Origin of the sequence: Achromobacter veterisilvae (assembly GCF_037619525.1) — a bacterium.
In the GTDB taxonomy this organism is placed as follows: domain Bacteria; phylum Pseudomonadota; class Gammaproteobacteria; order Burkholderiales; family Burkholderiaceae_B; genus Achromobacter; species Achromobacter veterisilvae.
Window position 1 is genome coordinate 5,357,262 of sequence record NZ_CP148753.1, and the last position, 21,475, is coordinate 5,378,736.

The window sequence follows — 21,475 nt, forward strand, 5'->3', positions numbered from 1 at the left end:
TTCATGGACAACATTTTTGGCGACGCCGCCGAACGCCTGTTTGCGCAAACCTGCACGCCGGAGGTCATCCGCCGCGCCGAACAGGGGCATCGGCCCGCCGAGGCCTGGCAGGCCTGCGAGGACGCCGGCTTCGGCGATGCCCTGGTGCCGCAGGAAGACGGCGGCGCGGGCCTGGACCTGGCCGAGGCGCTCCCCATCGTGCTGGCGGCGGGCCGCCACCTGTGCCCCTATCCCATCGCCCACACGCTGCTGGCGCGCGCCTGGCTCTGCCGCGCGCGACGCCCGCAGGCGACGGGTTCCATCGCGCTGGCCCCGCACGGCCTCTCGGTCCAGGACGGGCGCCTGCGCGGCGCCAACGTGCCCTGGGTCCGCACCGCGGACTATGTCCTGGCCGGGGCCGGCGGACAGGCCTGGCTGCTTCCCGTCCAGGCCGCCAGCATCCAGCCCAACGGCGTGCACGGCAACCTGGCCGCGGAAGCCTCGTGGGCGCTGGGCGACGCCGAACGCGTCGACGGCGGCTCCCCCCTGGACGTGCTGGCCGCGGCCGCCTACGCGGGCCTCATCGCGGGCGCCATGGAGCGGGTGCTGGCCATGACGCTGGACTACGCCAACCAGCGCGCGCAGTTCGGCAAGCCCATCGGCCGCTTCCAGGCCGTGCAGCAGCAGGTCAGCGTGATGGCGGAACAGGTATGGGCCGCCCGCATGGCCGCGCAACTGGCGTTCCAGGGCGGCGACGGGCAGCCCGCCCTCCTGCTGGCCGCGACCGGCAAGGCGCGCGCCAGCCAGGCCGCGCCGCTGGTGGCCGACATCGCGCACGCGGTGCACGGCGCCATCGGCGTCACCGAAGAATACGATTTGCAGCTCTACACCCGGCGGCTGCGCGAATGGCGGCTGGCCGGCGGATCGGAGACCCATTGGCACGAACGCATCGGCGCGGGCGCCGTGGCCAGCGGCGGCGACGCGCTGTCGTACCTGCGCGGCGCCCTCTACGGCAAGGTGGCCGCATGAACGCAGAACCCCGCAACGAACTGCCGCTGGCCGGCATCCGCGTGCTCGACCTGAGCCGCGTGCTGGCCGGGCCCTGGTGCACGCAGACGCTGGCCGACCTGGGCGCGGAAGTCTGGAAGATCGAAGCGCCCGGACAGGGCGACGACACCCGCGGCTGGTCCCCGCCCGACGTCGGCGGCGAGTCCACCTATTTCCTGTGCGCCAACCGCAGCAAGGAATCGATCGCCGTCAACCTGAAGCACCCCGAAGGGCAGCGCATCGTGCGCGACCTGGCGCGGCAGGCCGACGTGCTGGTCGAAAACTACCGGCTGGGCGCGCTCGACGCCTTCGGGCTGGGCTACGAAGACCTGGCCGCCATCAATCCCGGACTGGTCTACTGCTCCATCAGCGGCTACGGCCGCAGCGGGCCGCGCGCCGCCGAACCGGGCTACGACTTCGTGATCCAGGCCGAAAGCGGCCTGATGTCGATCACCGGCGAGCCCGACGGCGCGCCGATGAAGCTGGGCGTGGCGATCACCGACCTGGTCACCGGCATGAACGGCGTGCAGGCGATCCTGGCCGCGCTGCTGGCCCGCGCGCGCAACGGCCGCGGCCAGCACATCGACCTGGCGCTGCTGGACGGGGCGGTCACCGTGCTGGCCAACGTCGGCTCGGGCTACCTGGCGGCGGGCCAGGCGCCCAGGCGCCTGGGCAACGCGCATCCCACCGTGGTGCCCTACCAGATCTTCGCGACGCGCGACGGCTCGTTCGCCCTGGCCGTGGGCAACGATGCGCAGTTCGCCCGCCTCTGCGGCCTGCTCGGGCATCCGGAATGGAGCGCGGACCCGGACTACGCGACCAGCCGGGCGCGGGTGCTGAACCGCGACCGCCTCATCCCGCTGCTGGAAGCCCTGTTCGCCGCCGAAGACACCGCGCACTGGCTGGCCCGCGTGCGCGCCGCGGGCATCCCCGCAGGCGCGGTGCGCCGCGTGGACGAAGCGCTGGACGCGCCCGAGATCGCAGCGCGCGGCATGATCGCCGACACGCCCGACGCCCGCCACGGCACGCTGCGCCTGCTGCGCTCTCCCCTGCATCTGCGCGGCACGCCTCCCCGCGAGCCCACCGCCCCGCCGCGCCTGGGCGAGCACACCGATGCCGTGCTGGCGCGCACGCTGGCGCTGGACGAGGCGGCGCTGGCCGCCCTGCGCGCGCAAGGCGTGATCGCCTGATAGTGAAGGGATAGCACCGATGCGGGAACCGATATGCAGACAGTATCATCCGTGGCACGCCTCCTTCAGAACGCCACCATGGATTTCCGTCACCTGCAGCAATTCCTCGTCCTGGCCGAAACGCTGAACTTCCATCGCGCGGCGGAAAAGCTGCACATGTCGCAGCCGCCCCTGTCCGTGTCGATACGCAAGCTCGAAGAGATGGTGGGCGTGCCGCTGTTCATCCGCGGACGCCAGGGCGTCAGGCTGACCGAAGCCGGCCTGGCGGCGCTGGACGAAGCGCGGCGCGCCTTGTTCCATGCCGAGCAGTTCCGGCAGGCCGCGCGCGCGGGCGCGGCCGGCGAAGGCGGCACGGTGCGCATCGGCTTCGTCGGATCGGCGACGCACGGCGTGCTGCCGCGCATCCTGCCGGCTTTCCGCCAGCGCTATCCGGGCGTCACCGTGGTGCTGCGCGAAGCCACGTCGATACGCATCATGCAGGAACTCGAGGAAGACACGCTGGAAGTCGGCATCGTGCGCGTGCCGGTGGCGATGGGATCGAACGTGCGGCTGGCGCCGCTCACGACCGAGAGCTTCGCGCTGGCCGTGCCCAAGACGCACCCGCTGGCGCGCCGCAGCCGCATCCGGCTGACCGACCTGGCCGATGAAGCCTTCATCATGTATACCGCGGCCGAAGCCGCCGGCCTGCGCATGGCCGCGATCAACGCCTGCCAACTGCGCGGCTTCACGCCCCGCATCGCGCAGGAAGCGGTGCAGGTGCAGACGCTGCTGAGCCTGGTCGAAAGCGGCCTGGGCGTCGCCCTGGTTCCCGCCGGCGGCCGGCGCCATCCCGGCACCAACGTGGTCTACAAGCGGCTGGCCGACTTTCCCGCGGACGCCTCGATCGGCATTTCACTGGCCTGGAACCCCGCCACGGAACGCAGCGCCACGCGCAATCTGCGCGAAATGGCCAGCCTGGCGTTCCGGGACAAGGCCGCCAAATAAACGCGGGCCGCTTGCGGCAACATGGCCCGCAGGCTTAGGATGGAGCATGGCCACGCCGCAGCGCTGCCCCAGGGCTCGCGCTTCGGCGCCGGACCGGGGTTCGACTTCACCAGCGATTCGGGAGCACATCGTGAAGACAGTTGCTGAACTTCTCAGGGAAAAGGCCAACGATTCCGTCGTGACGGTTTCGCCGGACTCGTCGGTCTTCGACGCCATCAAGACCATGGCGGAACGCGGCATCGGGGCCGTGGTCGTCGTGCAGGGGGACGCGGTGCTGGGCATGCTGACCGAGCGCGACTATGCCCGCAAGATCGTCCTCCAGGACCGCTCGTCCCGGACCACGAAGGTCCGGGACATCATGACCGATTCCGTCTACTACGTCAGCCGCGCCGACACCCGCGAGCACTGTATGGCGATGATGACCGAAAGGCACTTCCGCCATCTGCCCGTCATCGAGGACGGCAAGCTGATCGGGCTGCTGTCCATCGGCGACCTGGTCAAGGACGTCATGAGCGAACAGAAGTTCATCATCCACGAACTCGAACGCTACATCACCGGCGAACGCGGCTGACGCCGGCGGGCTCTCGCGGCTATCCCGCCGCGAGCGTCCTGAACGCCGGCACGATCAACCCCAGGCCGGCGGCCAGCAGCAGCACGAACACCATGCGCTTGACGGTCTTCATCGAATCGGCCGTGGCGTAGCGGCGCGCCAGCCAGGTCACGCCGATCACGATCGGCAGCGCCAGCACGCTCAGCCACAACGACGAGGCCATGAATTCGCCCTGTCCGGTCACCAGGGTCAGGCGCACGATGGCATTGAGCGAAAACAGGATCAGCAGGCTGTTGCGGATGGCGGCCAGCGGCAGGGGCTGGCGGTACAGGTGATAGACCATCGGAGGGCCGGCGCTGGAAAACAGGCCGCCCAGCACGCCCGAGACGGCGCCGAAGAACAGGAACGACTTGCGCGACGACACGCGCGCCAGCGGTTGCGCGCGCGCCACCAGCAGGACGGCGCAGGCCAGGATGGTGACGCCCAGCAGCAGTTGCAGCAGGACGGCCATCGATCCGCTGATCCACGCCAGGGCGGCGACGCCCGCCCCCACGCCCAGCAGGCTGCTGAACATGGCGGGGCGCATCACCGACCAGTTCACTTGGGGCCTGGCCCGCGCCAGCGTCACGGCGGCGTTCACCAGGGACAGCACGCTGACCACGTTGGCCACCTCGGACACCGACGCCAGTTGGAATATGCCCGACAGGCCCAGCAGTACCAGGCCGAACGCAAAACCCGTCATCGTCTGCGCATAGGTGGCGAGCGCCACGCAGGCGAGGAACAGCAAATATTGGGAAATACTCATGCTTAAGGGAAGAGCCTGACCTGCCTCGGCTCTGCCCGGGCCGCGCATGGACGCGGCATGGGAGCGGATCGACGGGGGAACGGCGCGCTGGGATCTACATTTCTTGTCGCCGGCGATCATAGCATCGGCGCGCACATGTTTTGTCACAAACAGATGCGCTCATGCACCCCGCCCTTGGCGGGGGCCCGCTATCCTTGCCGCCCAGCCACCCATTGCGCCCCGCGCCGATGACGCCTCGACAGACCACGATCAACACGGTGACCCTGACCTGCTCCACCTGCGGCAGCGCCCAGTTCACCAAGCTGGACACCAACGAATACCGCTGCGGCCATTGCCATGCGGTGACGCTGGTCGAAGACAACGTCGCCCAGCGGCTCGAGAAGATCCTGCGCGGCATGCAGCAGCCGGCGCAGCCCGCCCGGCCCGGGCCCGGCGCCCTGGCGGCGATCGCCGTCACCGTCGCGGCCGCCATCGCGGTGTCGGTGGCGATTTCGCTGCTGGGCTCGGATACGCGCGGCGTGCCGCGCCTGCCGCCCGCGCCCCCTCCCATCGACGCCTCGCTGGTCAAGCTGACCGACGTCCGGGAAGTCCAGGCCCGGGGCCGCCGCCAGCTCGTCATGATCGTGCGCAACGAAACCGGCCGGAAGATCGAAATGCCGCGCGTCACGGCGTCCTTCTTCCAGGGCGAGCTTTCGCTTTCGTCCACGTCCGGTTCGGCGCCCGCGCGCTCGCTGCAACCGGGCGAGTACGCGCCCATGACGGTCTCGGTCCCGGACCAGGCCTATACCCGCTATGACCTCCAGGTGTCCCCGCCGGCCCTCGCCCGCGGCAGGAACAACGACGTGGCCGCCAGCAAGGTGCAACTGGTGCGCAACGACGGCAGCTACCGCCTGGTCGGCCTGCTGAAGAACAACGGGGCCCAGGCGGCCAACAGCAGCCAGGTCACGGTAATGCTGTACGGCGGCGATGGAAGGCTGATCGGCATCGGCAACGGCTACGGCGCCGCCAGCCCGCTCGCGCCCGGCGCGCTGACGGCCTTCGACGCGCGCTGCGAAATGCTGGCCGACGGCGCGGTCGCCTCCTACGACTACATGGTGCAAAGTGAAGGCTGACCGTTCCGAATCCAGGCGCCTGTCCAGGCCGGCCATGGCCGGCCTGGGCCTGATCCTGCTTGCCGCCGGCGGCTATGCCCTGTGGAAGCACACGAACCTCCTGCCCGGCGGCGCGCCTTCCGCCGCCCGGCCCGCGCCGGCGGCCGCGGCCGCCCCGCCCCGGGAAGACGCCCCGCCCAGCCGCATCGTGCGCGTCAGCCCCGCCGACGTGCGGGTGATCGACCACGTGCGCCTGAGCACCGAAGAACTGCTGGATCCGCAATTCGCCCTGTTCGACCCGGCCGCGCTCAAGCTGTCGGCGCCGCTACGGCTGCTAGACGAAATCGAGCGCCCGGTGCTGTACGCGGAAGTGGTCAATACCAGCGACCGGTACGTGGCCCTGTCGCCGAAGGCGGCGATCGCGGTATTCGACGGCTCGCGCGCGCTGGACCTGAGGCAGGCCTGGAGCCTGCCGGCCCATCTGTATCCCGGCGAACGGGTACCGGTGGCGCTGACCGGGCGCGTCGAGCGCTACACGGAAGTCAAGACGGACTGGCTGCCCGCCAAGCGCGCCGCCCTGCCCGGCCCGCGGCCCAAACTGGACGTCTCGGTCGAAAACACCGAGGCCAGCGTCGGCACGGGCACCCTGAACTTCACCTACCGCTACCGCTACAAGTACGTGACCGTCCACGGACGCGTGCGCAACGACAGTCCGGCCGAAGTCGAGAGCGTCAAGGCCTGGGTGAGCCTCTACGACGCCCAGGACCAATTGTCGGGCGCCGCTTTCCAGGAGTTGCGCCTGCCCAGGCTCAAGCCGGGCGAGAGCGCGCCGTTCCAGGTAAACGTGAAGCAGCACGGCGCCAATTTCGCCCGGGTGGAAATAGTGTACGACGCGGACGCGCGCTAGCGCCGCCGGGCGGCGGGCGGCCTCCCTGCGGGCCGGGCCGGCCGGCGTCGCCCTTACGCAACAGCTATCGAGCCAAGTCTTATATAAGATATAAGACATTTGCTTGCGTCCCCCTCTTCCCTCTACAATTCGGGCCGACAACCCTTCTTCCAACCCGACTTTGAGCAGGCCTCACATGCTGGATAACTACCGCCAACACGTCGCCGAACGCGCGGCCCTGGGGATCCCCCCGCTGCCCCTTACGGCCAAACAAACCGCTGAACTGATCGAACTGCTGAAGAATCCGCCCGCTGGCGAAGAGCAGAACCTGGTCGAGCTGCTGACCCACCGCGTGCCGGCCGGCGTGGACGATGCCGCCAAGGTCAAGGCCTCGTACCTGGCCGCCGTGGCGCTGGGCAAGGAAGCTTGTGCGCTGATCAGCCGTGCCAAGGCGACGGAACTGCTGGGCACGATGCTCGGCGGCTACAACATTGGCCCGCTGGTCGAACTGCTGGACGATGCTGAAATCGGCACCATCGCCGCCGATGCGCTGAAAAAGACCCTGTTGATGTTCGACGCCTTCCACGACGTGAAGGAAAAGGCCGACAAGGGCAACGCCAACGCCAAGTCCGTGCTGCAAAGCTGGGCCGACGCCGAATGGTTCACCAGCCGTCCGGAACTGCCGGAAAGCCTGACCATCACCGTCTTCAAGGTGCCTGGCGAAACCAACACCGACGACCTGTCGCCGGCGCCCGACGCCACGACCCGCCCCGACATCCCGATGCACGCCCTGGCGATGCTGAAGAACAAGCGCGACGGCGCCGCGTTCGAACCGGAAGAAGACGGCAAGCGCGGCCCGGTCAAGTTCATCGAATCGCTGAAGGAAAAGGGCCACCTGGTCGCCTACGTGGGCGACGTGGTCGGCACGGGTTCGTCGCGCAAGTCGGCCACCAACTCGGTGCTGTGGTTCACGGGAGAAGACATCCCCTTCGTGCCGAACAAGCGCTTTGGCGGCGTGTGCCTGGGCAACAAGATCGCCCCGATCTTCTACAACACCATGGAAGACGCCGGCGCCCTGCCGATCGAACTCGACGTTTCCAAGATGGAAATGGGCGACGTGGTCGAACTGCGCCCCTATGAAGGCCGCGCCATCAAGAACGGCGAAGTCATCGCCGAATTCGAAGTGAAGTCCGACGTGCTGTTCGACGAAGTGCGCGCCGGCGGCCGCATTCCGCTGATCATCGGCCGCGGCCTGACCGCCAAGGCGCGCGAAGCGCTGGGCCTGGCGCCGTCGACGCTGTTCCGCCTGCCGAAAGATCCGGCCGACACGGGCAAGGGCTATACCCTGGCCCAGAAGATGGTCGGCCGCGCCTGCGGCCTGCCGGAAGGCAAGGGCATCCGCCCGGGCACCTACTGCGAACCGAAGATGACCTCGGTCGGTAGCCAGGACACCACCGGCCCCATGACCCGCGACGAGCTGAAGGACCTGGCCTGCCTGGGCTTCTCGGCCGACCTGGTGATGCAGTCGTTCTGCCACACCGCCGCCTATCCCAAGCCCGTGGACGTGAAGACGCACCACACGCTGCCGGAATTCATCAGCACCCGCGGCGGCGTCTCGCTGCGTCCGGGCGACGGCGTGATCCACTCGTGGCTGAACCGCATGCTGCTGCCCGACACCGTCGGCACCGGCGGCGACTCGCACACCCGCTTCCCCATCGGCATCTCGTTCCCGGCCGGCTCGGGTCTGGTGGCCTTCGCCGCCGCCACGGGCGTGATGCCCCTGGACATGCCGGAATCGGTGCTGGTCCGCTTCAAGGGCAAGCTGCAACCCGGCGTCACGCTGCGCGACCTGGTCAACGCGATCCCGCTGTACGCCATCAAGCAAGGCCTGCTGACGGTCGCCAAGCAAGGCAAGAAGAACATCTTCTCGGGCCGCATCCTCGAAATCGAAGGCCTGCCCGACCTGAAGGTCGAACAAGCCTTCGAACTGTCGGACGCCTCCGCCGAACGTTCGGCCGCCGGCTGCTCGGTGTTCCTGAACAAGGAACCGATCATCGAATACATCAACAGCAACATCGTGATGCTGAAGTGGATGATCGCCAACGGCTATGAAGACGAACGCACGCTGGGCCGCCGCATCAAGGCCATGGAAGCCTGGCTGGCCGATCCCAAGCTGCTGGAGCCGGACGCCGACGCCGAATACGCCGCCGTCATCGAGATCGACCTGGCCGACGTGCACGAGCCCATCGTGGCCTGCCCGAACGACCCGGACGACGTGAAGACGCTGTCGGAAGTCGCCGGCGCCAAGATCGACGAAGTGTTCATCGGTAGCTGCATGACCAACATCGGCCACTTCCGCGCGGCCTCCAAGCTGCTGGAAGGCAAGCGCGACATCCCGGTCAAGCTGTGGGTCGCCCCGCCGACCAAGATGGACGCCACGCAACTGACCGAGGAAGGCCACTACGGCGTGTTCGGCACGGCCGGCGCCCGCACGGAAATGCCGGGCTGCTCGCTGTGCATGGGCAACCAGGCGCAGGTCCGCGAAGGCGCGACGGTCATGTCGACCAGCACCCGCAACTTCCCGAACCGCCTGGGCAAGAACACCAACGTGTACCTGGGTTCGGCCGAACTGGCCGCCATCTGCTCGAAGCTGGGCCGCATTCCGACCAAGGACGAGTACATGGCCGACATGGGCGTCATCAACAAGAGCGGCGACCAGATCTACCAGTACCTGAACTTCGACAAGATCGCCGACTACAAGGACGTGGCCGACGTCATCGAAGTCTAAGCGGCCGGCGGGCCCTGCCCGCTACCGGCAGGCCCAGGCCTGCACGACAGCCCCGGAGCGATCCGGGGCTGTTTTTTTTCGGCGCCCGGCCCGCGGCGCGATCTGGCTGTCAGGAGCGATACGTTTTCATACAATCGCGGTAACCATTGACACAATCCATCCAGGAGGAAGACCGCGAATGACCCGGCTTTTGCTGCCGCTGCCGCTATTGCTGGCGCTGGCCGGCTGCGCCACCGCGCCGCCGTCCAATACCGAGAACATCTGCGCCATCTTCCGCGAAAAGCCGGACTGGCACGACGCCGCGCTGAAGGTACAGAAGAAATGGGGCGCGCCGGTGCCGGTGCCGATGGCCATGATGTACCAGGAGTCCTCGTTCAAGCAGGACGCGGTGCCGCCGCGCTACTACTTCCTGGGCATCATCCCCTGGGGCCGGGTCAGTTCCGCCTACGGCTATGCCCAGGCCAAGGACGAAACCTGGGCCGACTACAAGAAGGACGCCGGCGGCTGGGGAGCCAGCCGCGACGACTTCGCCGATGCCCTGGACTTCATGGGCTGGTACATGAACAGGACCCAGCGCCTCAACGGCATCTCCAAATGGGACGCCTACGGCCAGTACCTGAACTACCACGAGGGCTGGACGGGCTACCGCAATCGCAGCTATGACCGCAAGGCCTGGCTCAAGACCGTATCGCAGAAGGTCCAGGCGCGCGCCGAGAAGTTCAGCGCGCAGTACAAGGGCTGCGAGAGCAGCCTGACGCGGGGCGGATGGTTCTGGTGACCGCCCCGGCCCCGGGGCTTAGAAGTCCATGCTCGCGCTCAGCGAGAACGTGCGCGGCCCGCCCAGCACCAGGTAGCCGTTGCCGGGATAGCCGCCCACCGAGGACCAGTAGTTGCGGTTGGCGATGTTGTCCACCCGCGCCCGCAGGGTCAGGACGTGGCCGTCCACGTCCATCATGTAGCGCAGGCCGGCGTCGAAGCGGGTCCAGCCGGGCACCTTGAGCGTATTGGCGTCGTCGGCGTAGGAAGAACCGGTGTAGACCATGCGGCCGTCCACGGCCAGGCCGGGAACGCCGGGGATGCCCCATTCCACGCCCAGGTTCGCCTGGAAGCGCGGCACGCCGATCACGCGGTTGCCGTCGATGGCGGGCGTGCCGGTCGAGCGCTGCTCGGCGTCCAGCCAGGTCAGCCCGCCCAGCAGGCGCACGCTTTTCACGGGTTCGCCGTACATCGTCAGCTCGATGCCCTGATGGCGGTCCTTGCCGGAGGTGGTCAGCTCGTTGTTGGCGTTGTACATGGCGCGCGGCTTGTCGGTGGAAAACAGCGCGAGGCCGCCGCCCAGTCGATCCGATTCGTACTTCGCGCCGATTTCCTTCTGCTTGGAGACAAAGGGCGAAAGGCTCTCGCCGACGTTGGGCACCGGCCGGCCGCCAGCGACCGCGGGCGCGGTCGGACCCGCGACCAGCGCCTCGATGTAGTTCGCGTACAGGGACACGCTGGGCGCGACCTTGACGACGATGCCGGCGGCGGGCGAATTGTGGCTGGCGTCGTAGGCGCCGCTTTCCTTGCCGGTGTTGTACGCGTAGTCCCGCTGGGACAGCCGCTGGTGGCGGATGCCGGCCGTCAGCAGGACCTTGTCGTCCAGGAACGACAGGGTATCGCCGATGGCGTAGCTGCTCAGGCGGGTGCGGCCTTGCAGCGCCGGATCGTCCAGGTCGTTGCCGCGCAGCGCGGCGGCGCTGAATGCCGGCTTGTCATACGAAACCGGATCGTAGATGTTGGTGGCGAACGTGTTCTGCCAGTCCATCACGTAGGCGTTTTTCTTCTTCAGGTCGAAGAAGGATGCCGACACGACGAACTCGTGGCCCACCGGGCCGGTGCGCACCTTGCCGCGCAGGCCCAGTTCGCCCGTGTTCACGCTGTCTTCGCGGGTGTTGTCGAAGCGATAGAAGCTGCCGGCGCCCGTGCTGCCGTTGCTCAGCGTGACGTTGCCGAGCGAATTGGCTTCGTCGCTGCGGCGAAAACCGTACGCCGCATAGGCCGTCAGCTTGTCGCTGAAGTCGTGCTCGGCGCGCACGGTGCCGAAAACGTCGCGCTCATTGGAATAGGACCACGGCTGCGCATAGTTGGAGCTGGCGTCCGGCGCGTCGGGCACGGAGGTCACGCCGGCGCCCAGCGTCACGTTGGGACGCGCGCGCTTGAGCTTGTTTTCCTGCCAGCCGATGTCCGCCGACAAACGCGTGTCGGCCGAGCGCCAGTCCAGGCCCAGGGACACCAGGCTGGTGCGGGAATGCTCGTCGTCGATGCCGGTGTCGCCGCTGCGCTGCGCCGCGTTGAAGCGGATGCCGGTGCTGTCGCCCGGGCCGAAACGGCGGGCGATGTCGGTGGACAACTGGAACTGGCCGCCGCTGGACACGCCGGTGGTGACGCGGGTCAGAGGGTCGTTCGGCGCGCGCTTGGGCACCAGGTTGATCACCCCTCCTATGCCGCCGCCGCCCGGCGCCGCGCCGGTCAGGAAGGTGGACGCGCCGCGCAGCACTTCCACGCGCTCGAACAGTTCGGTGGCGATGTACTGGCGCGGCAGCAAGCTGTACAGGCCGTTGTAGGCCACGTCATCGGAGCCGAGAATAAAGCCGCGGATGAAGTACGACTCCTGGAAGTTGCCGAAGCCGCGCGCCACGCGAACGCCCGAATCATTCTGCAGCACGTCGCCCACGCTGCGGGCCTGCCTGTCCTGGATCAGCTCGTTGGTATAGCTGGTGATGCTGAACGGCGTATCCATGATGTCCTGCGTGCCGAACAGGCCGATGCGGCCGCCGCGCGCGACCTGCCCGCCCGCGAAGGGCTCGGCCAGGCCGCCGGCCGACGCGTCCGCGCTGGCCTCGACGGTGATGGCATCCATTGAAACGACCGGCCCCTGGCCAGTGGCGGGAGCCGGCGGCGCGGCGTTCTGGGCGTGGACGGGAAGGCACCACGGAAGCGCGGCCACCATGCAGGCTAGGGTCTTGATTTTCATGTCGGGATGTCCGTTCATGCGGAAGAAATCGGGGAACTACGGAATCCCGATGGGGCGTGTGCGCCATGCAGGGGCGCCGCCGGTCCCGAAGGGACGCGGCCGGCCTCCGGCGCCATGGGGCTTCAACTCTTTCCGTGCATGATACGAAAAAGAGGAATCATTCTCATTATTTATCTTAGATGCTAAACATGTGAATGTTGCCGAGCGGCAACGGCCCTAAAAACGCCAGGTGAGTCAGTGTCTGACACCCGTACGCGACGCCGCTACGGTTTGCAGGGGTGGTCACGGGTGTCTGACACTCTCGAAGATGCGATTGCTGCCGCCGGGTGTCTGACACCCGCGAAGATGCGATTGCTGACGTCGGGTGTCAGACACCCGGGAAGCACTGGAGCAAACTGAAGGCCGCCCCGTATGGGTGTCAGACACCTGACCTAAATCGAAGAGCGACCAAGTGTCTGACACCCGTACGCGACGCCGCTACGGTTTGCAGGGGTGGTCGCGGGTGTCTGACACCTGACCAAGATACGACTGCCACCGCCGGTGTCAGACACCTGCCCTTCAGCCGCTTACCCTTCCATCGGCGCGCGGCTGGCGTCGTAGTCGCCCGGGGCCAGCGGTTCCAGCGGAAAATGCGGGCCGGCGCGCTTGCGGAAATCGAAGAGCGACCAGTCCGAACTGGTGACGCCGGGGCTGTCGCACTCCACCAGCGCCGAGGAAATCGGCACGAACACCGGCCGGCAATACATGCGCGACTTGACCAGGATGTAGCGCGCCTCGGTGGGCTCGACCCCCAGGCTGCGGAACACGCCCAGGTCCCAGGGTTCGTGGGTGCGCTCGGTAATGACCAGCCGGGCCGCGCCGATATCGAGCACGGCGCTGCGGCCCATGCTGACGAGCTGGCCGGTGTAGGTGGGCCCCGTGATGACGTATTCGCCGTTGGTGAGCGCGCTTACGGTGCCGCGCAGCGTGACCGGGCTGGCCGGCCGTCCGATGCTGTCGATGGGCCGCTTGTTGCCCACGGGCAGCTCCACCTCCGCGCCGACGCCGGCGCGAGTCAGTGTGTCGACGGCCTCGGGGTCGCAATACAGGCCCGCGACGATACCGTCCAGGCCCGCCTCCACCGCCGCCACCAGCACGTCCATCGTGTCGCAGGTTCCGCCGCTCATGCAGTTGTCGCCGTGGTCCAGCAGCAGCACGGGCTTGTCGGCGCTCTCGGCCAGCCGCCGCGCGCGCGCCAGCGATTGCGCGAGCGGTTCGCTTTCGTAGAGAAAGCCTTCGCGGCGGGCCCAGATCGCCGCGGCCATATCGCTGGCGACTCGTTCGGCCGCCTCCTGGCTGCCGTCGGCCACCGCCACCACGCTCAGGCAGGGATGGGGAATGTCGGCCAGCCCGAAACCCGCCAGCACGGACACGCCCAGCGCGCCCTCGGCTTCGGCGCGCCTGGCCATCTCCACGGCGTCGCGCATGGCGCCTTCGCCCGTGTTGCTGCGCAGCGTGTGCGACACCAGCGGCAGGCGGCGCCAGGCCATGAACGGCGCGATGCGGCCGTCGATGCTGTCGAACAGCAGCCGGCCCGCGTGTTCGCCGGTTTCGTACATGTCGATGTGCGGATAGGTCTTGAAGCTGATGATGACGTCGGCGTTCGCGACCATCTTGGGCGTCACGTTGCCGTGCAGGTCCAGCGCCACCCCGATGGGCACGCCCGGCGCGGCGCGGCGAACGCGCTCCAGCAGATCCCCTTCGCCGTCGTCGGTGCTTTCCACCGCCATCGCGCCGTGCAAGTCCAGCAGGATGGCGCCGCAGCCCGGCGCGGCCGCGACGATGCGTTCGCATATGGCTTCGTAGGCGTCGGCCGCCACGCGGCCGCTGGGATAGGCGGTGGCCGACACCGGCGTGGCCAGTTCCGCGCCGCGCGCTTCGGCCAGGTCGATGAAGGCCGACATGGCGGTGCGCTTGCCGTGGTTCTCGGCATAGGCGCCGGCATCGTAGGTGGGGCCGTCCAGCCCGAACGCGGACAGCGGCGTGGGCACCGGCGAGAAGGTGTTGGTCTCGTGGTTCATGCGGGCGATCAGGACTTTCATGCCGGCGCTCCTTCGGGGAACTGGATCCGGCCGCAGCAGCGCAGCATGGCGTGCAGCAGCACATTGCAGCCGGCCTCGAGGTGCTCGGGCCGAGCGTCCTCGATTTCGTTGTGGCTGATGCCGTCCTTGCACGGCACGAAGATCATGGCCGTGGGCGCGACCCGCGCCATGTAGACCGCGTCATGGCCCGCGCCGCTGATCACGTCCAGCGAATCCAGCCCCAGCGTGCGGGCGCCGTCCCGGACCGCCTGCACCAGTCGGGGCTCGAAGGGCTGCGGCGGGAAGTACACCACTTCCTTGCTCTCGACGTCGAGCCGGCCGGGCTCGGCCAGTTCGCCGCAGGCGCGCGCCAGGGCGGCGGCCATGCTGTCCAGGGTGGCGTCGTCGGCCGCCCGCAGGTCCACGGTCAGCGCCACGCGGCCCGGGATCACGTTGCGCGAATTCGGGTAGCCGTCGATGCAGCCCACCGTCGCGCGGCCGTGCGGGGCATGGTCCAGCGCAATGCGATTGATCTCCAGCACCAGCCGGGATGCGGCCACCAGGGCGTCGCGGCGCAGCTCCATCGGGGTGGGCCCGGCATGCGCCTCCTGGCCGGTGACGACGACGTCGTACCAGCGCTGGCCCAGCGCGCCCTGCACCGCGCCGATGGTGATGCCGCGGGCTTCGAGGATGGGGCCCTGTTCGATATGCGCTTCGAAATACGCGGCCGCCGCCCGCGGCCTGGCCGGCTCGGGCCCGTCATAGCCGATGGCGCGCAGCGCGTCGCCCACGCTGACGCCGTCGCGGTCCCGCGCCGCCAGCGCACGCTCCAGCGTGAAGGCGCCCGCGTACACGCCGGACCCCATCATCACGGGCACGAAGCGCGAGCCTTCCTCGTTGGTCCACACCACCACTTCCAGCGGCGCCTCGGTGGCGATGCCGTGCTGCTGCAGGGTGCGCAGGACCTCGATGCCCGCGAGCACGCCGTAATTGCCGTCGAACTTGCCGCCGGTGGGCTGGGTGTCGATATGGCTGCCCGTCATGACGGCGGGCAGGTCGTCGCGCAGGCCCGGACGGCGCATGAAGATATTGCCGATGGCGTCCACGCGCACGCTGCAGCCCAGTTCGCGGGCCCAGGCGCAGACCAGGTCGCGCCCCTGGCGGTCCAGGTCGGTCAGGGCCAGCCGGCACACGCCGCCTTTGTCGGTGCCGCCGATGCGGGCCAGTTCCATCAGCGAATCCCAGAGGCGCTCGCCGTCGATGCGGATGCCGCTGACGGCCTCCAATGCGTTCATTTCCATGGTGGTTTCCTTGCGGTCTTTGCGCATGAGGCTAGACGCCCACGCCCAGATAGCGGTCCTTCACGTTCTCGTCCGCCATGAAGTCGGCGTTGCTGCCTTCGTAGACAATGGTTCCCTGTTCGATGATGAAATGGCGGTCGGCAAGCTGGGTGCAGACCTCGAGGTTCTGCTCCACCAGCAGGATGGTGACGCCCGCCCGCTTGATGGACTGGATCTGCGCCACGATCTCCTCGACGATCACGGGCGCCAGGCCCTCGACCGGCTCGTCCAGCATCAGCACGCGCGGATGGTTCATGAGTGCCCGCCCGATGGCCAGCATCTGCTGTTCGCCGCCGGACAACTGGCCGCCGCCGTTCTTGCGCCGTTCTTTCAGGCGCGGGAAGATGCGGTAGATGTCGTCCAGTTGCCACGGCGAATCGCGGCGCATGCCCAGCTTCAGGTTTTCCTCGACCGTCAGCAGCTTGAAGATGCCGCGGTGTTCGGGCACCAGGCAGATTCCCAGGGCGGCGATCTTGTGGGCCGGCAGCCCGGCGATGTCGCGGCCGCCGAAGCGCACCGCCCCGGCCTTGGGCGCGATCACGCCGGCGATGGTCTTCAAGGTGGTGGACTTGCCGGCGCCGTTGCGCCCCAGCAGCGTGACCACCGTGCCCTGCGGCAGCGTCAGCGACACGCCTTGCAGGATGTGGCTCTTGCCGTAATAACTGTGGATGGCGTCGACGTGCAGGATCATGCCCGGCCTCCCGTGATCATGTTGCCCAGGTACGCGGCGCGCACCCGTTCGTCGCTGCGGATCGCGTCGGGCGGGCCTTCGACCAGCACCCGGCCCTGCTGCATCACCGTGATGGTGTCGGAGATGTCCATGACGATGTTCATGTTGTGCTCGATCAGCACCACGGTGTGGTCGTCGCGCAGGCTGCGGATCAGGCGCTTCATTTCCTCCAGGTCGTCCACCCCCATGCCGGAGGTCGGCTCGTCCAGGAAGATCGCGCGGGGCCGCGCCGCCAGGGCCATGCCCACCTCCAGGCGCCGCTGCTGGCCGTGCGACAGCGCGCCCGCGGCCACGTGGGCCAGCCGCGGCAGCCCCAGGCGCTCCAGCGCCGCGTCCACGACTTCGCGCTGCGCGCGCGCGCCCGTCGGCGGATGCCAGCAATCGAACGCGCCGGCCCGGTGCGCGCCCTGCGCCGCCAGCCGCAGGTTTTCGCGCACCGACAGGTTGGCGAACAGGCTGGTCACCTGGAAGGACCGGGCGATGCCGCGTTGCACGCGCTGGTAGTCGGCCTCCTGGGTGACGTCCTGGCCGTCGAACACGATGCTGCCCTCGCTCGCGCGCAGCGTGCCCGTCAGGATGTGGAACAGCGTGGTCTTGCCGGCGCCGTTGGGGCCGATGACGGAATGCACGGTGCGCGGCCGCACCTGCAGGTCCACCCCGTGCAGGGCCACGAATTTGCCGAAGCGCTTGACGATGCCGCGCGCCTGCATGAGCGGCGTGGAAGTGGCCTGATTCATGCGTTCGTCTCCTTGGCGGCCGGCTCCGTGCCGCCAGCGCGATGCCGCAGCGCCAGCCAGATGCGTTCTCCCAGGCCCCACAGCCCCTTCTGCATGAACAGGCTGACGGCGATCAGCAGGAAGCCCAGCAGCATCAGCCAGCGGGGCCAGAGCGTGGAAAGCCAATCGGCGAACAAGACGTAGAACGCCGAGCCCAGCACCGAGGCGAACAGATTGCCGGTGCCGCCGATGACCGTCATCACCAGGATCATCTCGCTGCTGTGGTATTCGATGCTGGACAGCGGCGCGATACCGGTCATCATGGCCAGAAAGGCGCCCGCCAGCGCCGTGACGGCGCCGGAAATGGCGAATGCCGCCAGCTTGAACATCCGCACGTTGTAGCCCACCGCCGTGGCGCGCGCCTCGTTGTCGCGGATCGCGAGCAGGGTGCGGCCGAAGACGGAATTGGTCACTCGCAGCAGCAGCCAGAACACCGCCAGGAAGCAACCGGCCACGAAGCCGTAGAACCGCCACGGCGAATCCAGCGGCAGGATCTCCAGCCCGCCCACCGCGAGCGGCGGGCGCGGCACGTCCAGCAGGCCGTTGTCGCCCCCGGTCAGGTCCGGCAGGCTGTAGGCCAGGAAGTAGAACATCTGCGCGAAGGCCAAGGTCAGCATCACGAAATAGGTGCCGCGCTGGCGGATCGCGAACCAGCCCACCAGCGTCGCGGCCAGCGCCCCGACCGCCATGGCCGCCAGCAGCGCCAGCGGCAGCGGAATGCCGGTGCGCGTCAGCAGGATGCCGACGGCATAGCTGCCCAGGCCGAAGAAGATGCCCTGCCCGAACGACAGCAGGCCGGTGAAGCCCAGCAGCAGGTTGCAGCCCAGCACCGCCAGGGCGTAGATCAGCACTTCCGCGGCCAGGGATCCGGACTGCATGCACAGCGGCAGCAACAGCACCACGGCCAGCGCCAGCAGCAATTGGGCGTGCGATTTCAAGCGCGTCATCATCCTCTCCCCATCAGGCCGTGGGGACGCAGCAGCAGCACCGCCGCCATCGCCACATAAATCATCAGCCGCGCGCCTTCCGGCCACAGCGTGCTCATCACGCTTTGCACCACGCCGATGAGCAGGCCGCCGACGAGCGCGCCGAAGAAGCTGCCCATGCCGCCCACCACCACGATGACGAAGGCGATGCCCAGCGCCTCGACGCCCATGAAGGGCTCCACTCCGCGGATCGGCGCGGCCAGGACCCCGGCCAGCGCCGCGGTGGCCGCGCCCAGCGCGAACACCAGGCTGAACATGCGGAACACGTTGATGCCCAGCATCGACACCATTTCGGTGGATTCGCTGCCGGCGCGCACGGCGCTGCCCAGCCGCGTGCCTTCCAGCACGTACCAGAGCAGAAGCGAGAAGACCGCGGTGAAGCCGATCACGAACAGGCGGTACTTGGGATAGATGAAACTGCCCCACATGACCACGCCCTGCAGCGAGGCGGGCGCGGCCACGTTGTCGCCGATCGGCCCCCAGACCACGATGACCAGTTCCTGCAGCACCAGGGCCAGGCCCACGGTGATCAGGATGTGGAACTCGTGCGCCTGCGCGTAGACGTGGCGCAGCACCAGTTTTTCGGCCGCCCAGGCGCATGCGCCCACCAGCAGCGGCACGATGGCCAGGGCCAGCCAGAAGTCCAGGCCCCATTGGATGGCCTGGAAGCAGAAATAGGCGCCCAGCAGATAAAACGCCCCGTGGGCGAAGTTCACGAAGCGCAACAGACCGAAGACGATGGACAGGCCGACTGCCAGCAGGAAGTACAGCATGCCCACCCCGATCCCATTGATGACCTGGAGCAGATAGACGTTCATGGGGATGCCCGGTGGAGGAAACGAAAGGCCGCGGGACGCGCGGCCCGCGCGGGCGGCAGGCGCGCCCGCGGGGCCGGCCTCGAGGGCGGGCTAGAGCTTGCAGCCGGTTTCCGCGGGCGGCAGGAAGGACCGGCCGCTATGCACGATCTCGGCGTAGTCGTCCTTGTCCTTCATGTCCTTCTTGGCGCGCCCCTTGAGCAGGTAGTAGTTCTTCAGGACCTGATGGTCTTCCTTGCGGATTTCCTCGGGCCCCGTCAGCCCCTGGTAGGCCATGCCTTCCATCGCGGCCACGACCTTGGCCGGATCGGCGCTGCCGGCCTTGACGATGGCGTCCAGCATGATGCGGGTGCAGATGTAGGATCCGGCCAGGCTGTAGTTCGGGTTGGCGCGGGTCTTTTCCTGGGACAGCTTCACCAGTTCCTTGTTCAGCGGCGAATCGATGCCATGCCAGTACTGGGCGCCGAAGTAGACGCCTTCGCACAGGTCGGCGCCCAGGCTTTCGAACTGTTCCAGGCCCGACGCCCAGGCCACCAGGATGGTGCAGTTCTGCTTCATGCCGAAGCTGACGGCCTGGCGCAGCGTGTCCGACGACTGCGAACCGAAGTTCAGGATCAGCAGCACGTCGGGCTTGGCGGCCATCGCATTGGTGAGATAGCCGCTGAATTCCTTCTCGGTCAGCGAGTGGTAGCTGTTGCCCACGTGCTCGATGCCCTTTTCCTTGAAGATCGCCTTGGCCGCGTTCAGCAGGCCGTCGCCGAACACGTACTGCGGCGTGATCGTGTACCAGCGCTTGGCGTTGGGCAGCGTTTCCAGCAGCGGACGGACGGTCTGCTCGATGGCGCCGAAGGTGGGCACCGACCAGCGGAACGTCGCCTTGTTGCAGTCTTTGCCCGTGATCTCGTCGGCGCCCGCGGTGGTGATGAACACGCCGCCCGCCCGTTCGACCTCCTTGCCCATGGCCAGCGCTTCCGACGACAGGATCCCGCCGGCGAAGAACTTGACGCCCTTCTGCTGCGCGACTTCCTGCACCTTGCGCACGGCCGTCGCCGGCTTGCCCTCGGTGTCCAGCACGGTATAGGCCAGCGGCCGGTCCAGCGCGCGGCCGTATTGCTCCAGCGCCAGTTTCATGCCCAGATCGGCGAACTTGCCGTTGGCGGCGAAGGGGCCCGACATGGGCACCGGACACCCGAACTGGATGGCGTCGGCTTGCGCCAGCGCGGACCGGGCGGCCCACAGCGATCCGGGCACCGCGCCAAGCGCGGCGATTTTCAGCAGGTTGCGGCGATTCAAGATGGTTCTCCCTGGCTGCCGCCGGCATTGCCGCGGCATATTGACGATGTCGAGCGCGCCCCATGCGCGTCCCCTTTCCGACTCTGTCTGCTCCAAGCTCCTGGGCGCGGCCGCCCCGAAAAGCGCGGCCTGCCCATCCCGCGACTACCATCCTATTTATTATGATAAATAGGATTATTATTATGATCAGATTGGGGGTCCGGCTCTGTCAATAGCCGCGGTATCAGGTATAACCCTGGGCCGCGGCGAGCCGTAAGCGGCGCGCCCCCGCACACCCGCAACGGAGAAACGCAATGGCGTTCGACAGTCAGGACCTACCGGCCGGCGGCATCTCCAGCCCGCCCAAGCGCAGCGATCTGGTCGCCGAAGAGATCAAGCGGCTGATCACGGCCAAGAATCTGTTGCCCGGCGACAAGCTTCCGCGCGAGAGCGAACTGCAAAGCATGTTCTCGGTCAGCAAAAGCACCATGCGCGAGGCGCTCAAGTCCCTGGAGGTGCAGGGGCTGGTGAAGGTCAGCACCGGCCCGGGCGGCGGCGCCACGGTGGTCGAGGTGCCGCTGGACCGCACCTTCCAGTTGATGCAGAACTACCTGTTCTTCAAGGAAGTGCGGATCGAGGACATCTACCAGGTGCGCAAGCTCCTGGAACCCGAGCTGGCCGCCAGCGCCGTGCCGTTCCTGACGGAGGCGCACTTCGCCGCGCTGGAACAGAACATCGCCTGCTGCGATCCGTCCGCCGAGCATGTCGAGGACCCGCTGGCGCAGCGCCAGGAGGAAATGAATTTCCACGACATCTTCGCCGCGGCCTGCCCCAACCCGTTCCTGCGATTCAGTTGCGAAATGACCAACGAGATGATCCGGCAGCTAACGGTCTTCGACAACGAGATGCCGCTGGCCGAACAACAGCGCTTCGGCAGCGCGAACACGGGCTTTCACCGCCAGATCCTGGCGGCGGCCCGGGAACGCGACGTCGAACAGGTGCGCGCGCTGATGAGCGAACACATGCAGGACGCGATGCGCTCGGTCAAGCGCATGCACGGCAAGCTCGAAGGCCGGCTGATCCTGGATTCCGAAATGTCGCGGCGCAATGTCACGCGCAACGCGCGCCGCGGCAGCCGCAAGAAAGCCTGAAGGCGCGGCGCC

18 protein-coding genes are annotated in these 21,475 nt (G+C 68.0%); 9 read left to right on the plus strand and 9 right to left on the minus strand.

From position 1 onward, the window contains the following. The first annotated feature begins 3 nt into the window (after window positions 1-3). From WHX56_RS24905 to WHX56_RS24920, 4 genes are all read left to right on the plus strand, one after another. The gene (locus WHX56_RS24905; RefSeq protein WP_338879276.1) at window positions 4-1,008 is read left to right on the plus strand and encodes an acyl-CoA dehydrogenase; all 1,005 of its coding nucleotides are present in this window, start codon (window positions 4-6) and stop codon (window positions 1,006-1,008) included. Continuing rightward, window positions 1,005-2,216, plus strand: a complete 1,212-nt coding sequence (locus tag WHX56_RS24910) for a CaiB/BaiF CoA transferase family protein (RefSeq protein WP_287756043.1) — start codon at window positions 1,005-1,007, stop codon at window positions 2,214-2,216. The genes WHX56_RS24905 and WHX56_RS24910 overlap by 4 nt, the downstream gene beginning before the upstream one ends. A 78-nt stretch (window positions 2,217-2,294) precedes the next feature. After that, a complete protein-coding gene (locus WHX56_RS24915) occupies window positions 2,295-3,200 on the plus strand; it encodes a LysR family transcriptional regulator (protein WP_129239990.1) in 906 nt (301 codons plus the stop codon). A gap of 130 nt (window positions 3,201-3,330) precedes the next feature. Beyond that, window positions 3,331-3,771 carry a CBS domain-containing protein gene (locus tag WHX56_RS24920; protein WP_129239864.1) on the plus strand — a complete coding sequence of 147 codons (441 nt, stop codon included), beginning with the start codon at window positions 3,331-3,333 and terminating at the stop codon, window positions 3,769-3,771. 19 nt (window positions 3,772-3,790) lie between these two features. Here WHX56_RS24920 and WHX56_RS24925 read toward each other — a convergent pair whose 3' ends face one another. After that, window positions 3,791-4,555 (minus strand): TSUP family transporter, encoded by a 765-nt coding sequence (locus WHX56_RS24925; RefSeq protein WP_129239863.1) that lies wholly within the window; start codon window positions 4,553-4,555, stop codon window positions 3,791-3,793. A 227-nt stretch (window positions 4,556-4,782) separates the two neighbouring features. Between WHX56_RS24925 and WHX56_RS24930 the strand changes: the two genes are divergently transcribed. The 4 genes from WHX56_RS24930 to WHX56_RS24945 all read left to right on the plus strand — a co-directional run bounded on the left by WHX56_RS24930 (window position 4,783) and on the right by WHX56_RS24945 (window position 10,098). Beyond that, on the plus strand, window positions 4,783-5,667 hold the full coding sequence (locus WHX56_RS24930; protein WP_338879277.1) for an FxLYD domain-containing protein: 885 nt from the start codon (window positions 4,783-4,785) through the stop codon (window positions 5,665-5,667). After that, a complete protein-coding gene (locus WHX56_RS24935) occupies window positions 5,657-6,553 on the plus strand; it encodes an FxLYD domain-containing protein (protein ID WP_338879278.1) in 897 nt (298 codons plus the stop codon). Before WHX56_RS24930 ends, WHX56_RS24935 begins: the two co-directional genes overlap by 11 nt. Before the next feature lie 175 nt (window positions 6,554-6,728). After that, a complete protein-coding gene (gene acnB, locus WHX56_RS24940; RefSeq protein ID WP_129239860.1) occupies window positions 6,729-9,320 on the plus strand; it encodes a bifunctional aconitate hydratase 2/2-methylisocitrate dehydratase in 2,592 nt (863 codons plus the stop codon). Between the two features lie 178 nt (window positions 9,321-9,498). After that, window positions 9,499-10,098: a hypothetical protein gene (locus WHX56_RS24945; RefSeq protein WP_129239857.1), complete on the plus strand. Its 600-nt coding sequence runs from the start codon at window positions 9,499-9,501 to the stop codon at window positions 10,096-10,098. Window positions 10,099-10,116: 18 nt separating this feature from the next. On the opposite strand, the gene WHX56_RS24950 is transcribed toward WHX56_RS24945, so the two are convergent. The 8 genes from WHX56_RS24950 to WHX56_RS24985 all read right to left on the minus strand — a co-directional run bounded on the left by WHX56_RS24950 (window position 10,117) and on the right by WHX56_RS24985 (window position 20,333). Further along, window positions 10,117-12,333, minus strand: coding sequence for a TonB-dependent receptor (locus WHX56_RS24950; RefSeq protein WP_338879279.1), 2,217 nt, complete (start codon window positions 12,331-12,333; stop codon window positions 10,117-10,119). 566 nt (window positions 12,334-12,899) lie between these two features. Continuing rightward, window positions 12,900-14,414, minus strand: coding sequence for a M81 family metallopeptidase (locus WHX56_RS24955; RefSeq protein ID WP_338879280.1), 1,515 nt, complete (start codon window positions 14,412-14,414; stop codon window positions 12,900-12,902). Further along, window positions 14,411-15,694: a Zn-dependent hydrolase gene (locus WHX56_RS24960; RefSeq protein WP_338881833.1), complete on the minus strand. Its 1,284-nt coding sequence runs from the start codon at window positions 15,692-15,694 to the stop codon at window positions 14,411-14,413. The genes WHX56_RS24955 and WHX56_RS24960 overlap by 4 nt, the downstream gene beginning before the upstream one ends. Window positions 15,695-15,725: 31 nt before the next feature. After that, window positions 15,726-16,424 (minus strand): ABC transporter ATP-binding protein, encoded by a 699-nt coding sequence (locus WHX56_RS24965; RefSeq protein ID WP_338879281.1) that lies wholly within the window; start codon window positions 16,422-16,424, stop codon window positions 15,726-15,728. Beyond that, window positions 16,421-17,200: an ABC transporter ATP-binding protein gene (locus WHX56_RS24970; RefSeq protein WP_129239845.1), complete on the minus strand. Its 780-nt coding sequence runs from the start codon at window positions 17,198-17,200 to the stop codon at window positions 16,421-16,423. The genes WHX56_RS24965 and WHX56_RS24970 overlap by 4 nt, the downstream gene beginning before the upstream one ends. Continuing rightward, window positions 17,197-18,186, minus strand: a complete 990-nt coding sequence (locus tag WHX56_RS24975; RefSeq protein ID WP_338879283.1) for a branched-chain amino acid ABC transporter permease — start codon at window positions 18,184-18,186, stop codon at window positions 17,197-17,199. Before WHX56_RS24975 ends, WHX56_RS24970 begins: the two co-directional genes overlap by 4 nt. Beyond that, the gene (locus WHX56_RS24980; RefSeq protein WP_129239843.1) at window positions 18,186-19,043 is read right to left on the minus strand and encodes a branched-chain amino acid ABC transporter permease; all 858 of its coding nucleotides are present in this window, start codon (window positions 19,041-19,043) and stop codon (window positions 18,186-18,188) included. The genes WHX56_RS24975 and WHX56_RS24980 overlap by 1 nt, the downstream gene beginning before the upstream one ends. 90 nt (window positions 19,044-19,133) lie before the next feature. Beyond that, window positions 19,134-20,333: an ABC transporter substrate-binding protein gene (locus WHX56_RS24985; RefSeq protein ID WP_129239842.1), complete on the minus strand. Its 1,200-nt coding sequence runs from the start codon at window positions 20,331-20,333 to the stop codon at window positions 19,134-19,136. A 293-nt stretch (window positions 20,334-20,626) separates the two neighbouring features. Between WHX56_RS24985 and WHX56_RS24990 the strand changes: the two genes are divergently transcribed. Beyond that, complete coding sequence (locus WHX56_RS24990; RefSeq protein ID WP_129239841.1) at window positions 20,627-21,463, plus strand: FadR/GntR family transcriptional regulator; 837 nt, start codon at window positions 20,627-20,629, stop codon at window positions 21,461-21,463. The last annotated feature ends 12 nt before the right edge of the window (window positions 21,464-21,475 follow it).